The sequence below is a fragment of the Burkholderia cepacia genome (assembly GCF_001718835.1).
GTDB classification, from domain to species: domain Bacteria; phylum Pseudomonadota; class Gammaproteobacteria; order Burkholderiales; family Burkholderiaceae; genus Burkholderia; species Burkholderia cepacia_F.
This window is the reverse complement of the sequence record NZ_CP013444.1, coordinates 815,893-840,284: the sequence shown is the minus strand read 5'-3', so window position 1 is coordinate 840,284 and position 24,392 is coordinate 815,893. Positions and strand designations below refer to the sequence as shown.

Sequence of the window (24,392 nt, the reverse complement as noted above, 5' to 3'; positions counted from 1 at the left end):
TGGTGTAGTCGATGTCTGGATCGGCCGGACGTCGCGTCGTCGACTTCCGCGAGTCAGCTATCGCAAAGAGCGGGCCAGCCGGCCCACGATCCCGCCCGCGCAAGGGGTTCGGGACGGGGGGTGGTCGAACGGGGGGAGCGCGGCCGGCCGGAAGTTGCGCTTCTGATACATCCGCGCCGCCGCACGCAGCCGCACGACCCGCGCAGAGCCCCGCCGGACAAGGCTCAAAAAATTTTCTCGGGATTTTCCCGGATCGCGCGGGCCGCGAGCGCACGGCAGCCGGTGTACGGGTTTGCATCGGCCGGCCACGAGAAATGTTTCATGCCCGTAACACCGAGGCCCGATTCGTCCTATCACGAGCCCGCCGCCGGCCCGTTTTCGCCGGATTTTCCTTGTTTAAACATCCGGTTAAACCGGGGGCGATTTGCATCGCCGGACGTTTTTTTCTATCAATGGAATGGCCGGACGCTGCCAGAAAGCGAACACGATTCGAAGTCCGTGCGATACCACACGATACCAACGGGCTGCATCGACGATGCAGCCACCACCTGCAGGCGGGGCATCATGTACGTAGCAAATCGGGGGGCGCGCTGGCGCGCGCTGCGCAGCACACAGTGGCTGACAGCCGACCGGATCGTTCCGTACAGCTGCGCGATGCTGCTGCTCATCGCGCTCACGCTGGGCGCATGGGCGTGGACGACGCACGGCTTCAGCGCCGACACGGCGGTGCGCCCTGGCGTCGACTTCGCGGTGTTCTGGACGGCCTCCGACCTGATCCTGCACGGACAGGTCGGCTCGATCTACGATTTCAGCTTCTTCACGCACGCCGAACTGCTGCGGTTCGGCGCGTACCTGCATCGCGGCTTCCTGCCGTGGCTGTATCCGCCGACGATGCTGCTGCTCGTCGTGCCGCTCGCTTTCGTGCCGTTTCTGCCCGCTTTCTTCCTCTTTTTCGCGGGCAGTCTTTTATGCTATGCGCGAGGCGTCGCCGGCCTGTCCGGGCTGCGCGCGCACCTCGCGCAACCGGGCGCCGTCACGCTCGCGCTGCTGGCGTTCCCCGGCGTGTTCGTCGCGATCGCGAGCGGCCAGAACGGCCTGCTCACCGCCGGCATCGCGGCGCTCGCGCTGCGCCATCTCGAACGGCGGCCGGTCGCAGCCGGCCTGCTCGTCAGCCTGCTCGCGATCAAGCCGCAACTGGCCGTGGTGTTCCCGGTCGTGCTGATCGCCACGCGCGCGTGGCGGGCGTTCGCCGCCGCAGCAGCCGGCTCCGCGCTGTTCGCGGCGGCCAGCGTCGCGCTCGGCGGCGGCGCCGCGCTGCGCGGCTTCGCGAACGGCATGACGATGGTGCGCGAGATGATCGTCGAGTACGGCGTGGAGTACTGGCTGGTGTCGCCTTCGCCGCTCGCGGCGCTGCGGCTAGCCGGCGCGTCGCCGACGCTCGCGTACGCGGCGCAGGCCGCGATCGCGCTGGTCGCCGCGACGGCCGCGGTTGCCGTGTGGCGCCGCACGCCCGACATGCGCCTGCGCGGTGCGGTGCTGGCGGTCGCCACGCTGCTGACGACGCCGTATCTGTGGAACTACGAACTGACGTGGCTCGGCATCGCGATCTTCTGCCTGATCGCGCACGGCCTCGACGAAGGCTGGCTGCCGGGCGACCAGCCGGTGGTCGTGCTCGCGTGGCTGCTGCCCGCGTTCGAGTTCGTCAACCGCCTGTTCCTGCTGCCGCAAATCGGCCCGGTCGTGCTGCTGAGCCTGCTGTTCGTCGTCCTGCGCCGCGCGTCGCTCGCGCCGGGAGCCGCATGATGCAGCTCCGTCACTCCGGCCGCGACGCGCTGCCCGCGTTCGACGCGCATCCCGAACTGCCGGCGGCCGGCCCGCGCCGCCGGCCCCACTGGCTCACGCTGCGCCGCGTGCGCGCCTATGCGTGCATCGCGCTGTGCTGCTACCTGCTGTTCGCCGGAATCTACGTCGTGCGCCTGCTGGGCCCGCACGGCGACACGCTGACGCCGCCCGCGTCCGATTTCGCGCCGGCCTGGAGCGCCGCGTGGCTCGCCGCGCACGGGCGTGCGCTCGACGCATGGCATGGCGCGGCGCTGCACGCGGTCGAGGCGCAGGCGATTCCGGCGCTGCACGGCGCGTCGGCCGCGATGCCGTGGCGCTACCCGCCCGGCACGCTGTGGATGGCGATGCCGCTCGGCTGGCTGCCCTACGCGCTCGCGGCGGCCCTGTGGCTCGGCGGCGGGTATGCGCTGTTCGTCGCCGCGAGCCGCCTGATCGTGCAGCGCCGCTCCGCCGCGCTGTGCGCGTGGGCGTTCCCCGGCGCGTTCCTCGCGACCGTCACCGGGCAGGACGCGCTCGTCACCGCATCGCTCGCCGGCTTCGGACTGTTGCTGCTGCAGCGGCGCCCGCTCGCCGCCGGCGTCTGCTTCGGGCTGCTGAGCATGAAACCGCAGCTCGCGGTGCTGTTCCCGCTCGCGCTGCTGTGCGCCGGCCAATGGCGCGCACTGGCCGCGTGGGCCGCGACGATCGCGGGCAGCGCCGCGCTCGCGACACTCGCGTTCGGCCCGCACGCGTGGCTCGCGTTCGCGCAGGCGATCGACGACGCGCGCCGCGCGGCCGGCGCCGCGCCCGCGCTGCTCGCGCGCATGCCGACCGCACAGGCGATGGCGGCGCTGGCCGGCTGGCCGCCGTTCGTCGCGCGGACGCTGCAGGCGCTGTCGATCGTGTGCGCGGCGGCGGCCGTCGTCTACGCGTGGCGCGGCGACTGCGCGTACGCGCTGCGCGCCGCGACGCTCGCGTGCGCGTGCCTGCTGGCCGGCCCGTCGCTGATCGACTGCGATCTCGCGTGGTACGGCCTCGTGATCGCGTGGTACGCGCGTCACGCGTTCGCGTTCGGCTGGCGGCGCTTCGACCGGGAGTGGCTGGCGCTGCTGTGGGCCGCGCCGCTGGCGAGCCTCGCCATCGCGCATCTGCACGTGCAGTTCATGCCGCTCGTCACGGCCGTGTCGCTGTTGCTGCTCATCACGCGCATCGCGCACGAACGCCACGACGCGCCGTGCATGCCGGACGCGCACGACAGCGCGACCGACACCGATTTCGCGCACGCCGTGCGGCCGCGCCACGCGGCGCCGCGGCTTCATTGATTCGACCGCTCGGCCGCTGCCGTCCGGCAGCCGGCACCGAAGCGGCATACACAGGGGGAAACGTCATGCGGGCTCAACCACAACCACCACTCGTCTCGCTGGTCGTGCCGTTCTATAACGAAGGCGAGGCCGTCGAGCGCTTCTTCGACGTCGTGATGCCGCTGATGACGTCCATCGACGGCATCCGGTTCGAGATCGTCTGCGTGAACGACGGCAGCCGCGACGACACGCTCGAGCGGCTGATCGCGATCGGTGCGAAGGACCGCCGCGTGCGGGTGATCGACCTGACCCGCAACTTCGGCAAGGAAGCGGCGCTCACGGCCGGTCTGGACGAAGCGCTCGGCGACGCGGTGATTCCGCTCGACGCCGACCTGCAGGACCCGCCGAGCCTGATTCCCGTGATGATCGAACACTGGCGCGACGGTGCGGAAGTCGTCGCCGCGAAGCGCAGCAACCGCGCGTGCGATTCGTTCGCGAAGCGCACGGCGGCCGCGATCTACTATCGCGTGCACAACCTGCTGTCGGACGTGAAACTGCCGGAGAACGTCGGCGATTTCCGGCTGATGGACCGCAAGGTCGTGAACGCGCTGCGCAGCCTGCCCGAGCGGCATCGCTTCATGAAGGGGCTGTTCGCGTGGGTCGGCTACCGGACGGTCATCGTCGAATACCAGCGCGACGCGCGCAGTGCCGGGCACTCGAAATTTTCCGGCTGGAAGCTGTGGAATTTCGCGCTGGAGGGCATCACCAGCTTCAGCACCGTGCCGCTGCGCAGCTGGACCTACATCGGCGTCGGCATCGCCGCGCTCGCGTTCCTGTACGGCGCGTTCATCATCTTCCGTACGCTGCTGTTCGGCAATCCGGTGCTCGGTTATGCGTCGCTGATCTCGGTCACGCTGTTCATCGGCGGCATCGAGCTCATCGGGATCGGTGTCGTCGGCGAATACATCGGGCGGATCTACGACGAGTCGAAGCAACGGCCCGTCTACCTGATCCGCCGCCGCTACCAGGCGCACGGCAAGGTGACGACGCTGCCCGTGTCGCGCGACTCGCTGCGCCAGGCGGCGGCCACCGCGCGCGCCGACCTTGCGCGCCGCCGCGCGCTGACGCGTCATCGCGTCGCTGTACACTGAACACCGCGCACCGAACACTGCCATGGAGATCCAGGTGATTCGCGCCCTCTACGCCGCCGAACGCGGGCGGCTCATCCGCTTCGGCGTGTCGGGCCTCGGCTCGACCGCGCTCCACGCGCTCATCGCGTCGGCGATGTTCGCGCTGCTCGACGCGACGCCCGTGACCGCGAACGCGGTCGCGTTCGTCTGCGCGACCGCGTTCTCGTATCTCGCCAACACGCTGTGGAGTTTTTCGTCGACCGTGCAATGGAGCAACCTCGTGCGCTTCCTCACGGTCGCGGTGTCCGGGCTCGCCGAGACGATGCTGCTCGCGCGCGGCACCGAGGCGCTCGGCCTCGCCGCCGGATGGAGCGTCGTCGCGGTCGTGCTGTGCGTGCCGCCCGTCACGTTCGTGCTGCACCGGCTCTGGACCTATCGCTAGTCAGCGCGGCCGCCACCGCCGTTCAACCGACCCGGCGATGGCCCTCGTCGCCTGACGGCGGCTCGGTCGGCGCGCCGTCCTTGCCGCCGTCGCCGTTGTCGTGATCGTTCAGCCCGTGCTCGATCATCATCCGGTAGAGCGTGACGCGCGAAATGCCGAGTTCGGCGGCGGCCTTGTTGATGCGGTGATCGTTGCGCAGCAGCGCATTCTCGATCGCGGTGCGCTCGGCGAGCGCCCGCGCCTGTTCGAGCGTCACGGGTTCGGTCTCGCCCGGCGTATCGAGCCCGAGATCGTGCGGCGTCAGCAGCCGGCTCTCGGCCATCACGATCGCGCGCCGCACGCGGTTGATCAGCTCGCGCACGTTGCCGGGCCACTCGTAGCGCCGCATCGCGTCGAGCGCGGCCGACGTGAAGCCGCTGATCTTGCGGCCGCTATCGGCCTTGTACTTCTGCAGCACGTAGTGCGCGAGGATGTCGATGTCCTTGCCGCGCGCGCGCAGCGGCGGCTCGTGGATGCGCAGCACGCACAGGCGGTGATACAGGTCAGCGCGAAAACGCCCGGCCTCGACCGCGCCGTCGAGATCCACGTGGGTGGCCGAGATGATCCGTACGTCGACCGGAATCGATTCCTGCCCGCCGAGCCGCTCGATCTTCCCTTCCTGCAGGAAGCGCAGCAGGCTCGCCTGGCTTTCGACCGGCATGTCGCCGATTTCGTCGAGGAACAGCGTGCCGCCGTTCGCCGATTCGATCCGGCCCGCGCGACGCTGGTTCGCGCCGGTGAACGCGCCGCGCTCGTAGCCGAACAGTTCCGACTGCAGCAGGTGATGCGGAATCGCGCCGCAATTGATCGCGATGAACGGCCCCTTGCCGCGGCCGGAACGCTCGTGAACCGCGAGCGCCGTCAGCTCCTTGCCGGTGCCCGACTCGCCCGAGATGAACACGCTCGCGTCCGTCTTCGCGACCTTGCGAATCGTGCTGAACAGCTGCTGCATCGCCTCGCAGTTGCCGATCATCCCGTGTTCGCCGATCGACGCCGCGTAGGCCGCGCCATCGACGCGATCGAGCGCGGCCATCCCGCGCGCGTGGCCGAGCACGTGCGAAATCCATTCGTAGGGCAACGGAAGGGTCACGTAGTCGAAGCAGTAGCTGCGGATCAGCTCGCGCACGGCCGGGCCGATCGTGACGCCGGCCTGGGCGATGGAAATCCAGCCGATCGACGGCTGGCTCAGGCACGCCTTCAGCGCGGGATAGTCGCGCGACGTGAACCCGGAGAAATCGACCAGCCCCGCGGCGACGCTCACGCCGGACGTCATGTTCTGCGCGGCGCCGGCTGTCTTCGCGACGGAGATTTCCCAGCCCAGCCCGCGCAGTTGCGCAAGCAACGGCTCGTCGGGCGAACGCATGATCACGAACAGCTTGCGTCCGTCCTCGGGCGCGGTGATGGATACCGGCGGCGCGTCGGTTGCAGCGGACGCCGCCCCCCTGGTTGCATCGGGTGACTTTGACACCATCGTTGTTCCCCGCTCTGCGTTGGTCGCGCGCTTCGGCTCGACGCCGTGGCGCGCGACAGACCAGACAATCGAACCGACATATTGGCCGCATTTCCGTCCGAATAAAATACCCCGGCGCAATAATTGCCTCGGCTCGAAGCCTGCCTTAAGCGGTATATCGGCGCCGGCACGGTGCGGCTAGATGGGTGTTATCCCGGTGGCACAGCGGCCGCGAAACGGGCTGGCGCCGCGCGGAGGTGGCCGGGCGTTGGGGGCCAGGGTCGGACGCGTGGCGCAGAAGGCCGCGCAGCCGGCGCCGTCCGCGATGCGCCGGGCATGGCGGCGGCCGCCGCGCCCGCCACGCCGGCGACCGTCGATTCCGGGTCCGATTCGAAGCGGGCGAACGCGATCGGGGGCGGATCGCGACGATTGACCGAGGTCAATCGTCAGACGCAGCCGACTGATGTGCGGGCGCAACACGGCGCCCTCGGCGGTCAATGCCGATCAGCGCCCGTCAGCGTCCGGACGTCAGCGGCGCGAGCGCATTCGCGCGGCCACGGCCGGCCGGCGTGCCGCCGTGTTCGCCGTAGGTGGCGGCAAGCGCGTCGACCCGCGCGAGATGGTGATGATTGTCGTGGTCCCACGGATGGAAGCCCGGCCGGAAGAAGCTGAGCCATTCGCCGGCGATGCGCGGGAACAGCCCGCGGCGTGGCCCGTACAGGAACGCGATCATGCTCAGCGTCCCGCGCACGCGGTGGCGCCGGGCGGCCGGATCGCGCCACAGCAGCGTCGCGTGCATCAGGAACACGGTCGGCCAGAACGTCAGCGTCGTCAGCAGGTACACGCCGATGCGCACGCAGTAGCGCCGCGCGCCCGGCTTCATCACCGCGTTCCACACGTCGAACGACACGGCCTTGTGCTCGGTTTCCTCGAGCGCGTGCCAGATCCACATCTGGCGGTAGCCCTCGACCGAGCCTTCCAGGCGCGTCGGATCGCGCAGCAGCCAGTCGGCAAGCATCGCCGTGTAGTGCTCCGCCGCGACCGTGTGCGCGAGCTGCACCGAATGCGGCAGCTTGCGCTTCATGTAGCCGAGCACCGCCCATACGCGCTTGTCGAGCTTGCGCGCGGGCAGGCGGTTCGCCTGCATCAGCTCGTTGTACTCGACGTGCTCGCGCGTGTGCATCGCCTCCTGGCCGATGAAGCCGAGCACCTGCTGCTTCAGCACGGGATCGTCGATCCGGTCGCGATAATTGCGCACCGAATCCATGAAGAAGCGCTCGCCGGCCGGGAACAGCAGCGACAGCGCATTGAAGAAATGGGTCACGTGCGACCCGAGGCCATGCCAGTCCTTCGCGCGTTCGACCGGCAGGTCGAAGCGCAGGTCGCGGCGCACCGGCATGATCCCGGCTGCGGTGGCGGAAGCGGCAGACTTCATGTTGGTTCGTCTCCTGTCCCATGCTTCGTGCACGGGTCTCGTGCCATGCCGTTCCGGGCCGGTCCACGCCATCGGCAATGTTGACATTGACAGATGTAAAGATAGGTCGCAGCGCCCCGCACGCGCAAGCCGCGCGGTAGACGCACGCTTCCAAACACCTTGCAGTGCAAGCGACGGAACGAACGGCGCCGAAACGGCGCGCATCGACAGGGAAATTCGAACGCGCGTCCGGCGTCGCAGGAGGTGCGTGCGCCTACGCGGAACCGGATTCATACGCGCGCGCCGGCCGTGCGCCGCGAGGCGGGCCATGCGGCCGCCGATCGGTCCGGAACGATTCAAACGGGCCGGTCGAGCGCCGTGCTCGCCTACAATAGCGGTTTTACCCATCCTTTTTCAGGAGAAGTCATGTCTGTCATCACGACCGAATCGGGCCTCAAATACGAAGACCTGACCGAAGGCACCGGCGACGTAGCGCAAGCCGGCCAGACCGTCAGCGTCCACTACACGGGCTGGCTGACCGACGGTCAGAAATTCGATTCGAGCAAGGATCGCAACGACCCGTTCGCGTTCGTGCTCGGCGGCGGCATGGTCATCAAGGGCTGGGACGAAGGCGTACAGGGCATGAAGGTCGGCGGCGTGCGTCGCCTGACGATCCCGCCGCAACTCGGCTACGGCCCGCGCGGCGCTGGCGGCGTGATTCCGCCGAATGCGACGCTCGTGTTCGAAGTCGAACTGCTCGCCATCTGACGCCCCACGGCCCGCCGTCCGCCGTCCGCCCGATGGAACGCGTCGCGTCCCCCACCGTCGCGCTGCAACGCTACGACGCGCTCGAAGCGTCGGACGTGCACGACTTTCACCAGATCGTGCTCGGCATCGACGGCGCGATGGTGATGGCGGTGGACGGCGTCAGCCAGCGGCTCGACCGGCACCGCGCCTGGCTGGTTCCAGCCGGCGCGCGCCACGATTACGCGGGCCTCGGCGAGAATCGCCAGCTCGTGCTCAATCTTCCCCTCGCGTCGCTCGCGGTGCCGCAGCGGCTGTTCGACAGCGCGCGCGCCGTGGCAATCGATCCGGCCCTGACGTCGCTGGTCGCGCGGGTCGCGGCCGCCGCCGAACGGCTCGACGCCGCGGCCGGCGACGCGCAGCGCGCGGCCGCGCACCGTTTCCAGTGGCAGGCCGCCGCCCGGCTGTGCGGCGCACTGCTGGGCGGCGGCGGCCTCGCAGCGGCAGCGCCCGCGGCGGGCCTCGATTTCGCGCGCATCGACCGCTGGCTGCGCGCGCGGCTCGCCGAGCCGCTGCGCATCGCCGATCTCGCCGCGCACTGCGGCTACGGGATGCGCCGCTTTCATCAGCTGTTCGTCGATGCGTTCGGCGAAACGCCGCATCGCTACCTGCAGCGGCTGCGTCTCGACGCGGCCGTGATCCTGCTCGCGGACGGCCGGCATCCGCTCGTCGATATCGCCGGGATGGTCGGCTTCGCGGATCAGAGCACGTTCACGCACGCGTTCACGAAGCGCTTCGGCGTCGCGCCGGGTCGCTGGCGCGGCGATCGTCATTGAGCGGCTGATTCGCGCGTTCGCGCGCATCGTCGCGGCCGTCAGCGCCGGCCTTCGTCGTCACGCTTCGCCGGGATCCTGCTGAACCAGATGCCGCCACGGAAAGACGTCGCGCTTGAAGTGGCTCACGTATCCGCCGTGCGCGGCCTGGATCACCATGAATTGCAGCCGGGAATGCTGCGCCTGCCGCGCCTCGAGCTCGGCAAGACCGTCATCAGGCCTGGCCGTCGCCGCCGACCTTCCTGACGACCGTCTCGCCCGCCTTCACCGGCCGGCCGTCGTCGTGGCGCAGCGCGAGCTTGCGGATCGCGCGCCCCGTCTGGCGGTCGACCAGCACCGAATGCGGCTCGCCTCGCGCGAACAGGTTCGCCTCGCCCCACTGCCGCAGCATCACGATCACCGGGAACAGCCCTTCGCCCTTTTTGGTCAGCGCGTACTCCTGATACGCGCTGCCGTCCGACGCCGGCACGACGTCGAACACGCCCGCAGCCACGAGCATCCTGAGCCGGTCGGACAGGATGTTGCTCGCGACGCCGAGGCTCGCGCGGAAATCGCCGAACCGGCGTACGCCGTCGAACGCATCGCGCACGATCAGCAATGCCCAGCGATCGCCGACGATATCGGTCGCCCGTGCCACCGGGCACGGCGAATCCGCAAGACTTTTCTGCTTGGCCATCCGTTCCTCCGCTCACACGTCAACAGGTTGCATTTTAAAACTACTTTTCCTACACTCACACCAGTTTCAATTTGCAACTACTTTGCACGAGGGGCAACGATGGATACTTCCGTGACTTCAGCGACGGCCGGTCGCGCGCCCGACGCCGATGCCGCGGGCAACCGCCTGTCGACCGCGCGCGTCGCGTCGCTGGCCGCGTGCTGCGCGGCCAGTGTCGCGAATGTCTACTACGCGCAGCCGCTGCTCGATTCGATCGCGCGGGATTTCGGCGTGTCGCAGGCGGCCGTCGGCGGCGTCATCACCGCGACGCAGCTGGGCTGTGCGCTCGCGCTGCTGTTCGTCGTGCCCCTCGGCGACCTGCTGAACCGCAAGCGCCTGATCGCCGTGCAGCTTCTGTTGCTGACGGCGGCCTGCATCGGCGTCGCCGCATCGTCGACGCGCATCGCGCTGCTGGCGGGGATGGTCGCGGTCGGGCTGCTCGGCACCGCGATGACACAAGGGCTGATCGCGTGCTCGGCCGCGCTCGCGGGCGCCGGCGAACGCGGGCGCGTGGTGGGCGCCGCGCAAGGCGGTGTCGTGGTCGGGTTGCTGGCCGCACGCTCGCTGGCCGGCGTCGTCACCGACATCGCGGGCTGGCGGGCCGTCTATCTCGCGTCGGCGGCGATCGCGATCGTGATGGGGGTCGTGCTGTCGCGGCTGCTGCCCGACGCGCGTGCGCCGCGCGAGCGCATCGGCTATGCGGCACTGCTCGCATCGATGGGCTTCCTGCTGCGCCGCGACCGCGTGCTGCAGGTGCGCGGCATGCTCGCGCTGCTGATGTTCGCGGCATTCAGCATCTTCTGGAGCGCACTGGTGCTGCCGCTGAGCGCGCCGCCGCACGCGATGTCGCATACGCAGATCGGCGCCTTCGGCCTCGTCGGCGCACTGGGCGCGGCGGCCGCCGCCCGCGCGGGCCGGCTCGCGGATCGCGGGCGCGGCGAAACGACGACCGGCGCCGCGCTCGCGCTGCTCGTCGCGTCGTGGCTGCCGCTCGCGTTCACGACTTCGTCGATTCCGCTGCTGATCGTCGGCATCGTGCTGCTCGACGTCGGCGGGCAGGCCGTCCACGTCGTCAACCAGAGCATGATTCTCGGCACACGGCCCGATGCGCACGCGCGCCTCGTCGGCTGCTACATGCTGTTCTATTCGGCCGGCAGCGGGCTCGGCGCGATTGCGGCGACGATGATGTATGCGCGCGCCGGATGGACGGGCGTCTGCGTGCTCGGCGCGGCGGTCAGCACCGCCGCGCTCGCGTTCTGGGCGGCAACGCTGAAACGCGCGCGCTGACGACGAACGCAGCGGCGCTCAACCGGCCTGGATCGCCTCTTCGTACACGCCGGCAACGCGCCGCGCGATCACCGCGTTGTCGAAATGATCGCGTGCATAGCGCTTGCACGCGGCCTCGTCGGGCAGCGTGATCGCGCCCGACAGCGCGGCACCGAGCCCTTCCGCGATCGCGTCCGCGCCGGTGGACGGCAGCACGAGATCGTCGGACAGCCCGGCCACCGCCTCCGGCAGCCCGCCGACCGGCGTGACCAGCACGGGCGTGCCGGACGCGAGCGATTCGACGGTGATCAGCCCGAAGCCTTCGAGCGCGACCGTCGGCACGACGCTGACCGTCGCCGCGCGGTACAGCGCCGCGAGATGGTTGTCCGGCACGAAGCCGAGCAGCTTCACGTTGTCCTGCAGGCCCGCCGCATCGATGCGCTGCTGCAGTTCCTCGCCGATCTTGCCCTTGCCGGCGATCAGCAGCAGCACGTCCGGGTGACGGTGCTTGAGGAGGCCGATCGCGTCGATCAGGTCCTCCAGCCCCATGCGCCGCACGAGCCGGCGCACGGCCAGCACGATCGGCCGGTCCTGCGGCAGTTGCAGCTTGTGCCGCGCCTCGGCAGGCGTGAGCGGCGTGTCGAACTGCGCGGTATCGACGCAGCCGGGAATCACGCGCACACGCGACGGGTCGATCCCGTAGCGGTTCGTCAGGATCTGGCCGAACGCCTGCGACAGCACGATCAGCCGTGACGAGCGCGTATAGACGGCCTGCTCGAGATAACGCTTCGCGCGCTGGCCGAGCGACGCGGCGCCCTCGACCTGGCTTTCGTCGGCCCACGGCCCCTGGAAATGCGACACCTGCGGAATCCCGCGCGTGACGTCGAGGCCCGGGAACGTGTAGAGCGCGAAGTGCGACGAGATCACGTCCGGCCGCTCGCTGCGGACTTCCTCGCGCAGCGCGCGTCGCGCGGCGAGCATCCGCCGTGCGAGCGGCTCCGATGCAGGGCCGAAGCCCTGGATCGCGCCACCCGTGTCGTCGGAGACTTTCGGCGAGCCGGCGACGAGCCCGCGCACCTCGACACCCGCGCCCGGCAGCGCGCCGACGAGCGAGTAGTACATCCGGTCGAGGCCGCCCGCGCGTTCGGGGAACCAGTGCATGCCGATCTGCAACGATTTGATCGGCCGGGAAGAGTGGGACATTACGATTGCTCCTGCGTCACTGCATGCTCGACCCGCTCGAAGGCGGACGGCTGCGTGGGTTGGCCGATGCGCCGGTAGAGCGCGACATACTGGGCGCCCATGTGCGCCCAGCCGAAACGGGTCATCAATTCGCGGGCCGCGTCGCCCATCGCGCGGCACGTGTCGCGCGACGCCGCGAGCGAGCCGATCGCCTGCGCGAGCGCGGCCGGATCGTCCGGGTCCTCCAGCACGATCCCGCATTCGCGCGTGATGATTTCGGCGCCGCCCGCCGTACGCGCGGTGACGACCGGTAGCCCGGCCGCCATCGCTTCCAGCAACGACAGGCTCATCGCTTCGTAGCGCGACGGGAACACGTAGGCGTCGACCGAGCGCATCAGCGTCGGCATGTTTTTCACGAGGCCGAGGAAATGCACGCGCGCGTCGATGCCGAGCGCGCGCGCCTCTTCCGGATACGGGCTGCCGGGCAGATAGCCGGCCACCGCGAGGTGCACGTTCGCCGGCAGCTTCGTCAGCGCCTTCAGCACGGTGCCGAGGTTCTTGCGCGGCGTGCGCAGGTCGCCGACGAACAGCAGCAGGAACGCGTCGTCCGGCAGCTTGAACGCCGCGCGGTCGGCCTGCGCACCGGCGAACGCGCTGCCGTCGACGCCGTTGTAGATCACGCTGATCTTGCGGCTGTCGATGCCGAGCCCGGCGATCTCGTCGGCCACCTTCTGCGACACGGCCGTGATCGCGCGCGAGCGCTTGTACGCCCAGCGCTCGAGCGTGGTGTTCACGCGCGTATAGACGTACTGATAGGCCGACCACAGCCCCTTCGTCGGCCCGAACGGATAGTACGGACTCTTGAACCAGCCGCCGTGCACGAAGTGCGCGGTATTTACGTCGGCCTTGATCCACGAGATGAAGCCGTTCACGTGCAGCACGTCGTATTCGCTGCGGTGCGCGCGCAGCCAGGCCGCGCTCTTCAGCGCGAACACCTGCTGCTTGACGAGATTCGACGGCCAGAAGCCGCCGACCTTCACCGGCACCCAGCGCACGCGCGGGTCGGCCAGCAGCTCGGGCGCGACGTGCGACGCAACCAGCGTGACCTCGTAGTTCTCGGCCAGCGCCGCGCGCGCGATTTCGTAATTGACGCGGCCCTGGCCGTCGTTATGTCGCACGACGTGCGTGACGATCGCGATTCTCAATGGTCGCCTCCCCGTGAATGCGCGGCGGCCAGCAGGCGTTGTGCCTTTTGCCAGTGCGCCGCGGCTAGTATCGAAAAAATGGCCGTGAACATCAGCAGGCCGCCCGTGCCGATCAGCGAGTTCGTGAATACGAGCATCGCGAAAGTCGACAGGCACAGGCTCAGGCACGCGCCGACGAACTTGTCCTTGCGCAGCCTGAACGCCGCGCGCAGCGTGCGGCCGAACAGCATCACGACGCCGGAGAGATACAGCAGCGTACCGGGCCAGCCGAGCACGAACGGCACGTTCATCACGCCGCTGTCGAAGCTGCCGTACTTGCCGAGCTCGCCGCTGTCGCTCGACAGCTTCGTGGATGCACCCGTCGCGCCCATCCCCTCGCCGGCGACGTCGGTGAACGCCGTCTGCGCGAAGGTCGCATAGAACTTGTTGCGGTCGTCGTAGCTGCGGTCGTCCTTCAGGTTCGTGATCGACTGCAGGCGCGCGCCGAGACGGTCGGCCACCGGCCCGACGGTCAGCAGCGGCACGCACAGCCCGACCAGCACGACGCCGCTGATCAGGATCCGCATCCGCACGCGGTTGCTCGACTGCACGAGCTGGATCGCGAGCGCGATCACCCAGCCGCCCCACGTCGAGCGCACGAGACACAGCGCGAACGACACGAAGCCGGCCGCGCCCGCGAACCAGCGGATCTTCTGCGGCGCGGCGAACACGAACACCAGCGCGCCCATGATCGCGAACGCGAACGGCCCGGACGAATTCATCGTGCTGAACACGCGCACGCCGTACGGCACCGGCTCGCCCTGCGAACCCATGTCGGAGCCGATCATCCACAGCACGTCCCACTGCGGCATCACGAAGTACTGCACGACGCCGTACAGGCCCATCACGAGCATGCCCCACATGAACGTGGACAGCAGCACGTCGCGGTATTCGGGATAGTCGCGTGCGTTGACCATGATGTGGAAACCGATCAGCACCGGGTACACCCAGTTCGCGAGGTCGTAGGTCGCGGCCATCACCCCGCTCGACACGATCCCGACGAGATACGCGTACGCGAGCCCGAACAGCATCAGCAGGATCGGGATTCCGCGCCGCTGCGCAAGCACGCGGTAATGCCGGATCAAGCCCAGGCCGGCGATCATCGTCACCGCGAGCGGCGCGACCTGGATCAGGCTCGTCGGCGTGAACGCGCCCTTCGACCAGTCGGCGAGACGCCGCACTTCCGGGCTCAGGAACCACACCCACCACATGAAGCCGACGTAGCGCGCCGGGCTCTTGAAATACAGCCAGATGCCGACCGCGATGGCCAGCACCGGAAACGCGAGCGTCAGCACCTTGCCCTGGTGAATGGCGATCAGCGCGGCGGTAAACGACCACAGCGCGGCCTGCCCGACCCAGTGCTTCGGCTCGGCAAACCGGCGGCGCGCGCGGGACGGTTCAGCGGCGGCGATCGACGTACTCATCGCACCCGTGCTCATCGCGACGACGACGCACGGGAATCCGCGAGCGGCATCGCCAGGCCCGCCGCCGCCGGCGTCCGGCGCCGGCGCAGCATGTCGCGCGTGATCCGCACGTGCTGCTCGGCGAACGCCTGCGTGGTCAGGTCGCGCTCGCGCAGCCGCGCCGCCGCGGCCTGCGCGGTCGCGAGCGCGCGGCGCGGGTCCGCCGCGAAGCGATCGGCGGCCTGGCGCATCGCCTGGGCGTCGAAGGCCGGCACATAGGCGGCCGTGTCGTGCGGGAAGTAGTCGCTGAGCCCGCCGACGTCGGACACGATCATCGGCTTGCCGACCGCGGCCGCCTCGAGCATCACGGTGATGCCCGACGCGTGGAAGTTCGGCCGCAGCGGCACGACGATCACGTCGGCCCACGCGTACAGCTCGTGCTGCTTCGCGAGCCCCGACGCCGAGCCGATCTTCACGTTCGGCGCATGCCACTCGCGCGGCACGCGGCGCCGGGTCGCCAGCCGCACGTCGTAGCGCGCATCGCCGCCGAACGCGGCGAGGAACGTGCGCCAGTCGCGGTCGCGGTCGTTGCCGATCGCCGCGATCCGCAGCGGCCGGTTCGGTTGCCATTGCTGCGGCTCCGTGATCGGGAAATCCTGCGTGTTCAGCCCGTAATGGACGAACAGCGCGTCGCGATGCAGATAGCGGCGGCACAACTGGGCGTTGTCGCGGGCCAGCGTGGTCAGCGCGTCGGCGCGCGCGATCAGCTTGCGGTACAGCCAGCGGCGCGGGCCGCCGAAGCTGCCCCACTTGTCGAACAGCCACACGCTCTGCGCGAGCAGCAGCGGACGCTTGCCCTGCGCGCCGGCCAGCTTCAGGATCAGCGAGGCGGCCAGGTGCTCCTGCTCCGTGTGCGTCCAGATCACGTCGGTGTTCAGCAGCGCGGCACGGTTGCGCCATGCATGCACGACGTCGAAGCCGAGCGCCGCCTTCAGCGCGCGGCGCGCGAGGCTGGCGACGCGGCCCTCGCCGCCGTCCTGCGAATAGGTCAGCCGGAATTCGTCGGATTCGGCGTGGTGATAGCCGTACAGGCAGCCGATGTTCTCGCCTTTCCGGTAGGTACGCGGATCGGCGCCGTGGAACAGATGGACGTGCACTTTCGTCGCAGTCATGCGAGTCCTCCAGATTTGGCCGCGCGAGCCGTTCAAGACGTCACCGGCGGCATCGCCGCACGGTGGGGGGCAAGGTTCGCGCGGCGGGCGTCGCGCGCGCCGCGGCGCACCGCGCGCCAGTGCTCGCGGATCCGCTCGCGCTTCGCCGTATGCAGCGACAGCAGCACGTGCGCGAGGCCCGGATAGACGCGCGTACCGACCAGCGTCCACCACCACCAGGCGATTTCGCGCCGCACGGGCGGCAGGTGCTCGCGCAGGATCAGGTGCAGGTTGTATGCGCCGTTGCTGATCGCGTTCAGCGACGCGGCATCGCGCCGGTCGTCGTCGAAGCGTTCCGCCGGAAAATGATCGACCGCGATCGCCGGGTCGTAGACGAGCTTCCAGCCGTCGCGCTGCACGCGCATGCTGAAACCCATGTCGTTGTGCACCTGCGCACCGGCGCCGCGCAGCCGCGTGTCGAAGCGCAGCCGCTCGATCGCGGCACGGCGGTAGCTCATGTTCGCGCCTTTCAGCATGTCGACTTCGCGCATGCCGCCGACGCCGAGGTGATGATTGCCGACGATCTTGCCCGACAGCGTGAGCTGGCCGACGAGCTCGCGCGATTCGTCGAGCACGCGGCCCTTCTCGTGCACCCAGTCGCGCCCGCCGACCGCGCCCACGCGCGGGTCGGCCTCGAACGCCGACTCGACGCGGGCGAGCCAGTCGGGATGCGGCGCCGCGTCGTCGTCGGTGATCGCGACGATGTCGCCGTTCGCCGAGTCGAGCCCCTTGTTCAACGCGGCGACCTGGCCCGGCACATCGACCGGCACGATGCGCAGCGGCAGCGCGCCGCCGACCGCCGGATCGGCGAGCCGTTCGTGCGTGGCATCGTCCTCCGGGCGCGCGACGACGATCACCTCGTCGGGCAGCCGATGCTGCCGCTGCAGCGCCAGCAGGCAGCGCGCGAGGTCGGCGGGGCGCCGATAGGTCGGAACGAGCACGGAAATTTTCATCGTTGGTTCTCCTGTCGACCGGGCAGGCGGCACGCGCGGCCAGCCCGGTTACGTGCGATTCGGATCAGGCGCTCAGGTATTCGTGCACGGCCGCATAACCGCGGCCGTAGCCGCGCGCCTTCGGCGGCACGCCGTTGAAGATCCCGCCTTCGAGGTCGACGCCCGCGGTGCGCAGGCGCTTGATCGCGTCGGCGATCTCGCCTTCGGTATGCATGCCCGAGCGCAGCACGAGGAACGTCGAGCCGGCCATGCGGCCGATGATGGTCGCGTCGGTCACCGCCAGCACCGGCGGCGAATCGATCAGCACGACGTCGTAGCGCTTGCCGAGCCCTTCGAGGTATTGCGGCAGGCGCGTCGACATCAGCAGCTCCGACGGGTTCGGCGGGCGCGTGCCGGCCGAGATGAACGACAGGCCCTGCACCGGCGTCTCGCGCACGGCGTCCTCGAGCGCCGACTGGTCGCTCAGCAGCTCGGACAGGCCAGGCTGCGACGTGAGGCCGAAGTAGCGGTCGAGCAGGCCGCGGCGCATGTCGGCGTCGATCAGCAGCACGCGCTTGCCCGAATGCGCGAGCAGCACCGCGAGGTTGACCGTCAGGAAGCTCTTGCCGATGCCGGGCGTCGGGCCCGTCAGCACGATCACGCGGTTCTTCGCGTCCATCATCGCGAACTGCATCGCGGTGCGCAGGCTGCGCAGGCTCTCGACGCTCAGATCCTTCGGACGCAGGCTCGCGAGGATCGGCCGTGTGCGGCTGCCGCCCTTCTCGGCCGCCGCGTCGAGCTTCACCTGCTCGGCGCTTTGCGGCACCAGCCCGTACAGCGGCAGGTTGAACGCGCGCTCGATGCGGTCGGGATCCTCGATGCCCTGGAACAGGTTGCGGCGCAGGAACACGACGCCGGTGCCGAGGATCAGCCCGAGGAACACCGCGGCCGACAGGATCAGCACCTTCTTCGGCTTGACCGGGTCGCCCGGGCGCAGCGCCGAGTCGACGAGGTGGATGTTGCCGCCCGTGCCGGCCTTCTGCACCGACAGCTCCTGCACGCGGTTCAGCAGCAGCACGTAGATGTCCTCGGCGACCTTCGCGTCGCGCTGCAGCTGGACGGCCTTCACTTCGGTGGCCGGCAGGCTGCGGAAACGGTTGCTGAACTTGTCCTTCTCGCCCTGCAGCTCCGCGAGCTGCTGCTTCGCGGCGATCACCATCGGGTGCGAATCGGTGAAGCGCTGCGCGAGCGACGCGAGCTGCAGGCGCTGCGCGGCGATCTGCTGTTCGTACTGCACGCTGCCCTCGAGGTAGACCTTCGCCTCGTCGCTCGCGTTGATCGACCCCGACGTGCGCTGGTACTGCGTCAGCGCGGCTTCCGCCCGTTCGAGGTCGGCCTTCAGGCGCGGCTCCTCGCCCTTCAGGAAGTCGAGCATCTTGGTCGCTTCGGCCTGCTTCGCGACCACGTGCTGGTTCAGGTACGACTGCGCGAGCGCGTTCGCGATCGCGGCGGTCTGGTCCGGGTCCTTGCCTTCGAGCGAGATCTGCACGACGCCCGTCTGCTTGCCCTGCTCGGTCACCTGGATGCCGGTCTGGAAGCCGCTGATCGCGTCGAGATCGTTGTAGCGGACCACCGTGAACTGCGTGCCGGGTCGCGCGACGAGTTTCGACACGAGCAGCGTCACGCCGCCGCCCTGCTCGGCCTCGCCGACGCGGCCCGACAGGATCCGGCCGCCGTTCGCGTCCGCGAGCGTGTAGGTGCCGTTCGGGCCGGCCGTCAGCGTGAGCTTCTTACCTTCGAGCGCGGGCACGACGCTGATCGAATCGACGTCGGCCACTTCACCGCCCCATGCATACGATTTCAGGCCGAGCCACGCGTTGGCCGGCTCGCCCGGCGTCGCGACGCGCGCGGCGAGGCTGCCGATCACCGGCAGCGTCTTCGGCACGACCGAGAAATTCAGCTTGAACTGCTCGACCACCGGCGAGACCACGCCGCGGCTCTTGATGATCTCGATTTCCGCGTCGGTCTGCGCCTGCTGCGGACCGGTGTTGATCGTCGCACCGGTCTGCGTCTGCGTGAGCGCCTGCGACGTGTTGTCGTTGCTCTCGACCCGCACGTGCACGTCGGCCTGATACACCGGCTTCGCGACATAGCAGTAGAGGCCGGCGAGCGCGACGACCGTCACCGCGATGCCGAGCAGCAGCCAGATGTCGTCCATGATCACCTGGAGCAACTGGCCGAGGACGACATCCTCTTCCTCGGTTTTCACGGACAGATCCGCGTAGGAGTGTTTCGCTTGCGTGTTCACCATTCGTTCCCGCTTGAGTTGGGCTGGGACGGCCGGGCCGTCCCGCGATTCGTCAACGCGTGATTTGCCGCATGTAGAAGATCGTCTGGATCGTCGGCAGCACCTGCTGCAGCACACGGTTGAACTGCACCGAGCTGGCCGTGCTGACGTAGACCACGTCGAGCGGCTGAAGCGGGAAGCGGCTCGACAGCATCAGCGCATCGGGCTGCGTCATGTCCAGACGGAACACTTCAGGCTTCGTCGGGTTGTCGCGCATGCCGCGCATCACGTAGATCTTGCGCGGGTTCGCATCGGTGTCGAGGATGCCGCCGCCGGCCGTCAACGCGTCGGCGATGGTCAGCTTGCCCTTGAGCATCGGCACCGTGACCGGCGTCTTGACCTCGCCCATGATGAACACGCGGCTGTCGCTGCGATCCGGCACGTTGACGATGTCGCCCGGCTGCAGCATCACGTTCTGCCGCACTTCGCCGCGATCGAGCACGCCGTTCGCGTCGAGCGTGTAGAGCTTGCCGTCGCGCGTCAGGCGCACGCGCTGCAGGTCGGCGTCGGTGGTCGAGCCGCCCGAACGCGAGATCGCGTCGACCAGCGTCAGCGGCACGTCGCTCATCGCGAGCGGGCCCGGCGTCTTCACCTCGCCCGTCACCTGCACCTTCTGGCTGCGGAACGACAGCACGCGCACGTCGAGCTGCGGATTCTTCACGTAGCGCGCGAGTCGCGTGGCCAGCTCGTCACGGGTCTGCGCGATCGTCTTGCCCGCCACGTGGATGCGGCCGACGAACGGGAAGAAGATCGTGCCGTCGGCGGCCACCGTCTGGCCGTACGGATCGGCCTGGCCCGGCAGCGACGACGAATAGGGTTGCTGCAGCGCGCCCGCGATCGTCTGCGTCGTGTTGCCGCCGCTCGAGAACGATTGGCCCTGCGGCGTCGTCAGCTCGGGGTGGTCCCAGACGGTGACGCCGAGGATGTCCTGCGGACCGATGCGGTACACGTATTGCGACGGGTCCGCGAAGCGCGACGGCGGCAGCGGGTGCGACACGCGCTGCTGCTGGAGCTGGTCCATGATCAGCTTCGCGTCGATGTAGTGGACCGTGTAGGTCTCGGACGGTTGCGCGCGCTCCTCTTCCTTCAGGCGCGACGCATCGAGGTAGTTGCCGGGCGCGGTTGCACAGGCTGACAGGAAGGTCGTCAGCGCGACGGCAAGCGCCACCGGGCGCATCGGGCGTTTCAGCATAGTTTCTGTAGCCATCCTTGAACCAGACGTTCGATCAATGTGTAGCTTCGGCGATAGCCGGCTTCAGGGCCGCCGTGCGGATCGGCAATCTCGGCCCCTTCCCACTTGCCGAGCAGGTGGACCTTGCCGCGCGCGAACGGATCGACCTGTTCGACGGCCGCGATCTGTCCGCGCTCGCTGACGAGAATCAGGTCGGCGTCGCGCACGATCCGGCGCGACAGCCGCCGCGAGCGGTGGGTCGTCGCATCGACGCCCCGCTCGGCGAGCAGCTGGCGCATCACCGGATCGATGCCGTCGCCGTCGTTCGCATGCACGCCCGCCGAGTGAAACGTCGGGCGCGGGCCGCCGCGCGACGCGGCGTGCGACTTGAACAGCATCTCCGCTGCCGGGCTGCGGCAGACGTTCGCGTGGCAGACGATCAGGATGTTCCGGAACATGGCGTATGACCGGCCTCACGCGTTCGCGCGGGCGGCTCCGGAAAGGCGTGCGGCGAGCGCCTGGCGCGAGCCCGGCCGGCCGATCGGGTGGTACTCGATGCCTTGCTCGCTCATCGTCTCCGGCTCGTACAGGTTGCGGCCGTCGAAGATCACCGGCGCTTTCCACAGACGGCCGAGCGCGACGAAGTCGGGGCTCTTGAAGATCTTCCATTCGGTGACGATCACGAGCGCGTCGGCATCGCGCGCGGCCTGCGCCTCGTCGTCGACGAAGCTCAGGCGCTCGAGCCAGCTCGGGTGATCGGCGAGATCGAGCGCGATCACGCGGCGCGCTTCCTGCTGCGCGACCGGGTCGTACGCGGCGACGCGTGCCCCGCGCGACAGCAGCTCGGCGATCAGCTCGCGGCTCGGCGCTTCGCGCATGTCGTCGGTGTTCGGCTTGAACGCGAGGCCCCAGATCGCGAACGTGCGGCCGGTCAGGTCCTCGCCGAAGCGCGCGACGATCTTGTCGGCGAGCACGCGCTTTTGCGTGGCGTTGACCGACGACACGGCCTTCAGGATCTGCAGCGCCTGCCCGTGCTCGTCGGCCGTGCGGATCAGCGCCTCGACATCCTTCGGGAAGCACGAGCCGCCGTAGCCGCAGCCGGCATACAGGAAGTGATAGCCGATGCGCGGATCGGAACCGATCCCGCGGCGCACGGCCTCGATGTCGGCGCCGAAGCGATCGGCGAGGTTCGCCAGCTCGTTCATGAACGAGATGCGGGTCGCGAGCATCGCGTTCGCCGCGTATTTCGTGAACTCGGCCGAGCGCACGTCCATGTACAGCGTGCGTTCGTGGTTGCGGTTGAACGGCGCATAGAGCTTCTTCATCAGCTCGCGGGCGCGTTCGCCCGGCACGTCGTCGTCGCAGCCGATCACGATGCGGTCCGGCCGCGTGAAATCGTCGACCGCCGCGCCTTCCTTCAGGAATTCCGGATTCGACACGACCGAGAACATCTGGTCGCCGCCGCGCTTCGCGAGCTCTTCCGCCACCGCCGCGCGCACGCGCTCGGCCGTGCCGACCGGCACCGTCGACTTGTCGACGATCACCTTGAAACCCGTCATGTAACGGCCGATGTTGCGCGCCGCCGCGAGCACGTATTGCAGGTCGGCCGAACCGTCCTCGTCGGGCGGCGTGCCGACCGCGATGAATTGCACGTCGCCGTGCGCGACCGCGGCCTCGATATCGGTCGAGAAGCGCAGGCGGCCCGCCGAGCGGTTGCGCGCGATCACTTCCTTGAGGCCCGGCTCGTGGATCGGCACGCCGCCATTGTTCAGGACGTCGATCTTTGCCTGGTCGACGTCGAGACAGAACACGTCGTGCCCGATGTCGGCGAGACAGGCGCCGGTGACAAGACCTACGTAACCGCTGCCGATGATAGTCAGATTCATGATGTGTCGGGACCTCTTGACCAATGATTCGAAATTCGTAAAACCGCGATGCCTGCGTGGCGCGGCCTCGGTACTCAGTACGCGTTGCTGCCGGTGAAGCCTTTCCAGAGCGTCAGCACGACGATCTTGATGTCGAGCCAGAACGACCAGTTCTGCATGTAGTACAGATCGAGCTTCACGCGTCCCATCATCTTCTCGATCTGGTCGGTCTCGCCGCGATAGCCGTTGATCTGCGCCCACCCGGTGATGCCCGGCTTGATCCGGTAGCGGAACATGTAGCCCTTGACGAGATCCTTGTAGATGTCGTCGTGCGCGAGCGCATGCGGACGCGGGCCGACGACCGACATCTCGCCCTTCAGCACGTTGATGAACTGCGGCAGCTCGTCGAGGCTCGTGCGGCGCAGGAACCGGCCGACGGGCGTCACGCGCGTGTCGTTCTTGGTCGCCTGCGTGACCTGCCCGGCCACTTCCTGGTGCACCTTCATCGAGCGGAACTTGTAGATCTCGAACTCGTGCCCGTCGATGCCCTTGCGCTTCTGGCGAAAGAACACCGGCCCCGGCGAGGTCGCCTTGATCAGCAGCGCGATCAGCAGCATCACGGGCGCGAGCACCACGAGCGCGTTCAGCGCGAACAGCCGGTCGAACACGAACTTCGGCAGGATCCGCACGTCGGTGATCGGCGACGCCGCGAGGTTGATCGCCGGCACGCCGAGCACCTCGACCACTTCCTGGTTGAAGAACGACAGCGTGCGCACGTCCGGAATGAAGCGGATGTTCACGAAGTCGTGGCGAAACACGGTCACGATCCGGTTGATCTGCGGCTCTTCCGACAGCGGCAGCGTGAGCCACAGCTCGCTGATCGCGCGGCTGCGCACGAGGCGCACGAGCGTGTCGAAGCGGCGCTCGATCGCCACGTCGTCGAGCATCGCTTCACCGGGCGGCGCGCTTTCGTCGTACACGCACACCGGGTTGAAGCCGGCTTCCGGCCGCGCCCGCATCTGCGCGATCAGCCGCCGCGCCGCCGGCGTGCCGCCGACGATCGCGACCGCCTTCAGGTTGTAGCCGCCGCGGCGCAGCTGCCGCAGCACGACGTGCACGCAGGCTTTCGAGCCGGCGAGCAGCGCCATCGTCACGAGCGCCCAGTAACCCAGCCACAGCCGCGACAGGTCGCCCGACTGATGGAAGCTGAAGCTCATCAGGATGCCCGCGAGCTCGACCACCAGCCACGCGAACGCGACACGCCCCACCAGCCCGACGAGACGCTTGCCACGCCACGACTGGTAAATGCCGATGGCCGGAAAGAACACGACGACGAGCAGGCAGTCGAACAGCACCGTCGTGCGCTGCAGGTCGTTGAGCCAGATGCTGCCGCCGTGCAGTGCGGCGGCGATCAGCGCCCCCGCTACGACCATCGCGATATCGATGACTCTCGCCAGCACGCTCAACATGTCTGCTTCCTCTTTGAACAGGCGTTTGCCGAACAGCTCCTTGTGCGACCCGTGCCGCACATTCGATTCAAACGTTGCATGACGCTATTGAAGCGGTAAGAAAATTCCGCCTCAAGCGCACAAGTATTTCGAAAAATAATCGGTAATTACTGCCCGACCGAAGGCGATTTATATCGGCATCTTTTCCCGGACCGAGAAAAGATAAAGATGTTCACGAATCGGCCGAATCGCCGCGTCAGCCATGATGGACGGGCATCAGACCCGAATTTTCCGAATTATTTTTTTATTTTTTATTTGCGCCTTCCGGCATCTGGAAAATTTTTCTCTTACGGGCGATCGACGAATATCGAACGAGCCCCCACGGTTTTATTGTCGATTTACTTCATGCTACAACGACAGGCATTGACATCAAA

At 68.6% G+C, this 24,392-nt stretch carries 20 protein-coding genes; 7 read left to right on the top strand and 13 right to left on the bottom strand.

Going from position 1 to position 24,392, the window contains the following annotated elements; translation table 11 throughout:
* Window positions 1–564 precede the first annotated feature (564 nt).
* The 4 genes from WT26_RS24085 (at window position 565) to WT26_RS24070 (ending at window position 4,694) form a co-directional block, all read left to right on the top strand.
* Entirely contained in the window at window positions 565–1,803 is a 1,239-nt protein-coding gene (locus WT26_RS24085; RefSeq protein WP_069274128.1) for a glycosyltransferase family 87 protein, read from the top strand.
* A complete protein-coding gene (locus WT26_RS24080; RefSeq protein ID WP_081333795.1) occupies window positions 1,803–3,143 on the top strand; it encodes a glycosyltransferase family 87 protein in 1,341 nt (446 codons plus the stop codon). Before WT26_RS24085 ends, WT26_RS24080 begins: the two co-directional genes overlap by 1 nt.
* 65 nt (window positions 3,144–3,208) lie before the next feature.
* A complete protein-coding gene (locus WT26_RS24075; RefSeq protein ID WP_069274126.1) occupies window positions 3,209–4,273 on the top strand; it encodes a glycosyltransferase family 2 protein in 1,065 nt (354 codons plus the stop codon).
* Window positions 4,274–4,295: 22 nt separating this feature from the next.
* Window positions 4,296–4,694, top strand: a complete 399-nt coding sequence (locus WT26_RS24070; protein ID WP_069274125.1) for a GtrA family protein — start codon at window positions 4,296–4,298, stop codon at window positions 4,692–4,694.
* A 22-nt stretch (window positions 4,695–4,716) separates the two neighbouring features.
* Here the strand turns inward: WT26_RS24070 and WT26_RS24065 are convergent, their stop codons facing one another.
* Together WT26_RS24065 and WT26_RS24060 are read right to left on the bottom strand one after the other, a co-directional pair.
* Window positions 4,717–6,204, bottom strand: a complete 1,488-nt coding sequence (locus tag WT26_RS24065; protein ID WP_069274124.1) for a sigma-54 dependent transcriptional regulator — start codon at window positions 6,202–6,204, stop codon at window positions 4,717–4,719.
* Window positions 6,205–6,697: 493 nt separating this feature from the next.
* Entirely contained in the window at window positions 6,698–7,618 is a 921-nt protein-coding gene (locus WT26_RS24060) for a metal-dependent hydrolase (protein WP_069274123.1), read from the bottom strand.
* Window positions 7,619–8,023: 405 nt separating this feature from the next.
* Here WT26_RS24060 and WT26_RS24055 point away from each other — a divergent pair, with 405 nt between their 5' ends.
* Both WT26_RS24055 and WT26_RS24050 read left to right on the top strand, forming a co-directional pair.
* Window positions 8,024–8,365 carry an FKBP-type peptidyl-prolyl cis-trans isomerase gene (locus tag WT26_RS24055; RefSeq protein WP_027791040.1) on the top strand — a complete coding sequence of 114 codons (342 nt, stop codon included), beginning with the start codon at window positions 8,024–8,026 and terminating at the stop codon, window positions 8,363–8,365.
* 32 nt (window positions 8,366–8,397) lie between these two features.
* Window positions 8,398–9,177, top strand: coding sequence for an AraC family transcriptional regulator (locus WT26_RS24050; RefSeq protein ID WP_069274122.1), 780 nt, complete (start codon window positions 8,398–8,400; stop codon window positions 9,175–9,177).
* Between the two features lie 211 nt (window positions 9,178–9,388).
* Here the strand turns inward: WT26_RS24050 and WT26_RS24045 are convergent, their stop codons facing one another.
* Window positions 9,389–9,850 (bottom strand): winged helix-turn-helix transcriptional regulator, encoded by a 462-nt coding sequence (locus tag WT26_RS24045; RefSeq protein ID WP_069274121.1) that lies wholly within the window; start codon window positions 9,848–9,850, stop codon window positions 9,389–9,391.
* Window positions 9,851–9,949: 99 nt separating this feature from the next.
* Here WT26_RS24045 and WT26_RS24040 point away from each other — a divergent pair, with 99 nt between their 5' ends.
* Complete coding sequence (locus WT26_RS24040; protein ID WP_069274120.1) at window positions 9,950–11,176, top strand: MFS transporter; 1,227 nt, start codon at window positions 9,950–9,952, stop codon at window positions 11,174–11,176.
* Window positions 11,177–11,194: 18 nt separating this feature from the next.
* Here WT26_RS24040 and WT26_RS24035 read toward each other — a convergent pair whose 3' ends face one another.
* The 10 genes from WT26_RS24035 to WT26_RS23990 all read right to left on the bottom strand — a co-directional run bounded on the left by WT26_RS24035 (window position 11,195) and on the right by WT26_RS23990 (window position 23,979).
* A complete protein-coding gene (locus WT26_RS24035; protein ID WP_069274119.1) occupies window positions 11,195–12,358 on the bottom strand; it encodes a glycosyltransferase family 4 protein in 1,164 nt (387 codons plus the stop codon).
* Complete coding sequence (locus WT26_RS24030) at window positions 12,358–13,542, bottom strand: glycosyltransferase family 4 protein (protein WP_048022243.1); 1,185 nt, start codon at window positions 13,540–13,542, stop codon at window positions 12,358–12,360. Before WT26_RS24030 ends, WT26_RS24035 begins: the two co-directional genes overlap by 1 nt.
* Window positions 13,539–15,005 (bottom strand): O-antigen ligase family protein, encoded by a 1,467-nt coding sequence (locus WT26_RS24025; protein WP_069275127.1) that lies wholly within the window; start codon window positions 15,003–15,005, stop codon window positions 13,539–13,541. The genes WT26_RS24030 and WT26_RS24025 overlap by 4 nt, the downstream gene beginning before the upstream one ends.
* 11 nt (window positions 15,006–15,016) lie before the next feature.
* Complete coding sequence (locus WT26_RS24020) at window positions 15,017–16,156, bottom strand: glycosyltransferase (protein WP_069274118.1); 1,140 nt, start codon at window positions 16,154–16,156, stop codon at window positions 15,017–15,019.
* A 32-nt stretch (window positions 16,157–16,188) separates the two neighbouring features.
* On the bottom strand, window positions 16,189–17,148 hold the full coding sequence (locus WT26_RS24015) for a glycosyltransferase family 2 protein (RefSeq protein ID WP_059665649.1): 960 nt from the start codon (window positions 17,146–17,148) through the stop codon (window positions 16,189–16,191).
* A 64-nt stretch (window positions 17,149–17,212) separates the two neighbouring features.
* The gene (locus tag WT26_RS24010) at window positions 17,213–19,438 is read right to left on the bottom strand and encodes a polysaccharide biosynthesis tyrosine autokinase (protein WP_069274117.1); all 2,226 of its coding nucleotides are present in this window, start codon (window positions 19,436–19,438) and stop codon (window positions 17,213–17,215) included.
* A gap of 49 nt (window positions 19,439–19,487) precedes the next feature.
* Complete coding sequence (locus WT26_RS24005; protein WP_069274116.1) at window positions 19,488–20,666, bottom strand: polysaccharide biosynthesis/export family protein; 1,179 nt, start codon at window positions 20,664–20,666, stop codon at window positions 19,488–19,490.
* Complete coding sequence (locus WT26_RS24000; RefSeq protein ID WP_069274115.1) at window positions 20,660–21,103, bottom strand: low molecular weight protein-tyrosine-phosphatase; 444 nt, start codon at window positions 21,101–21,103, stop codon at window positions 20,660–20,662. The genes WT26_RS24005 and WT26_RS24000 overlap by 7 nt, the downstream gene beginning before the upstream one ends.
* A gap of 15 nt (window positions 21,104–21,118) precedes the next feature.
* Window positions 21,119–22,531 (bottom strand): UDP-glucose dehydrogenase family protein, encoded by a 1,413-nt coding sequence (locus WT26_RS23995; protein ID WP_069274114.1) that lies wholly within the window; start codon window positions 22,529–22,531, stop codon window positions 21,119–21,121.
* Between the two features lie 74 nt (window positions 22,532–22,605).
* Entirely contained in the window at window positions 22,606–23,979 is a 1,374-nt protein-coding gene (locus tag WT26_RS23990) for an undecaprenyl-phosphate glucose phosphotransferase (protein ID WP_069275126.1), read from the bottom strand.
* Between the last annotated feature and the right edge of the window lie 413 nt (window positions 23,980–24,392).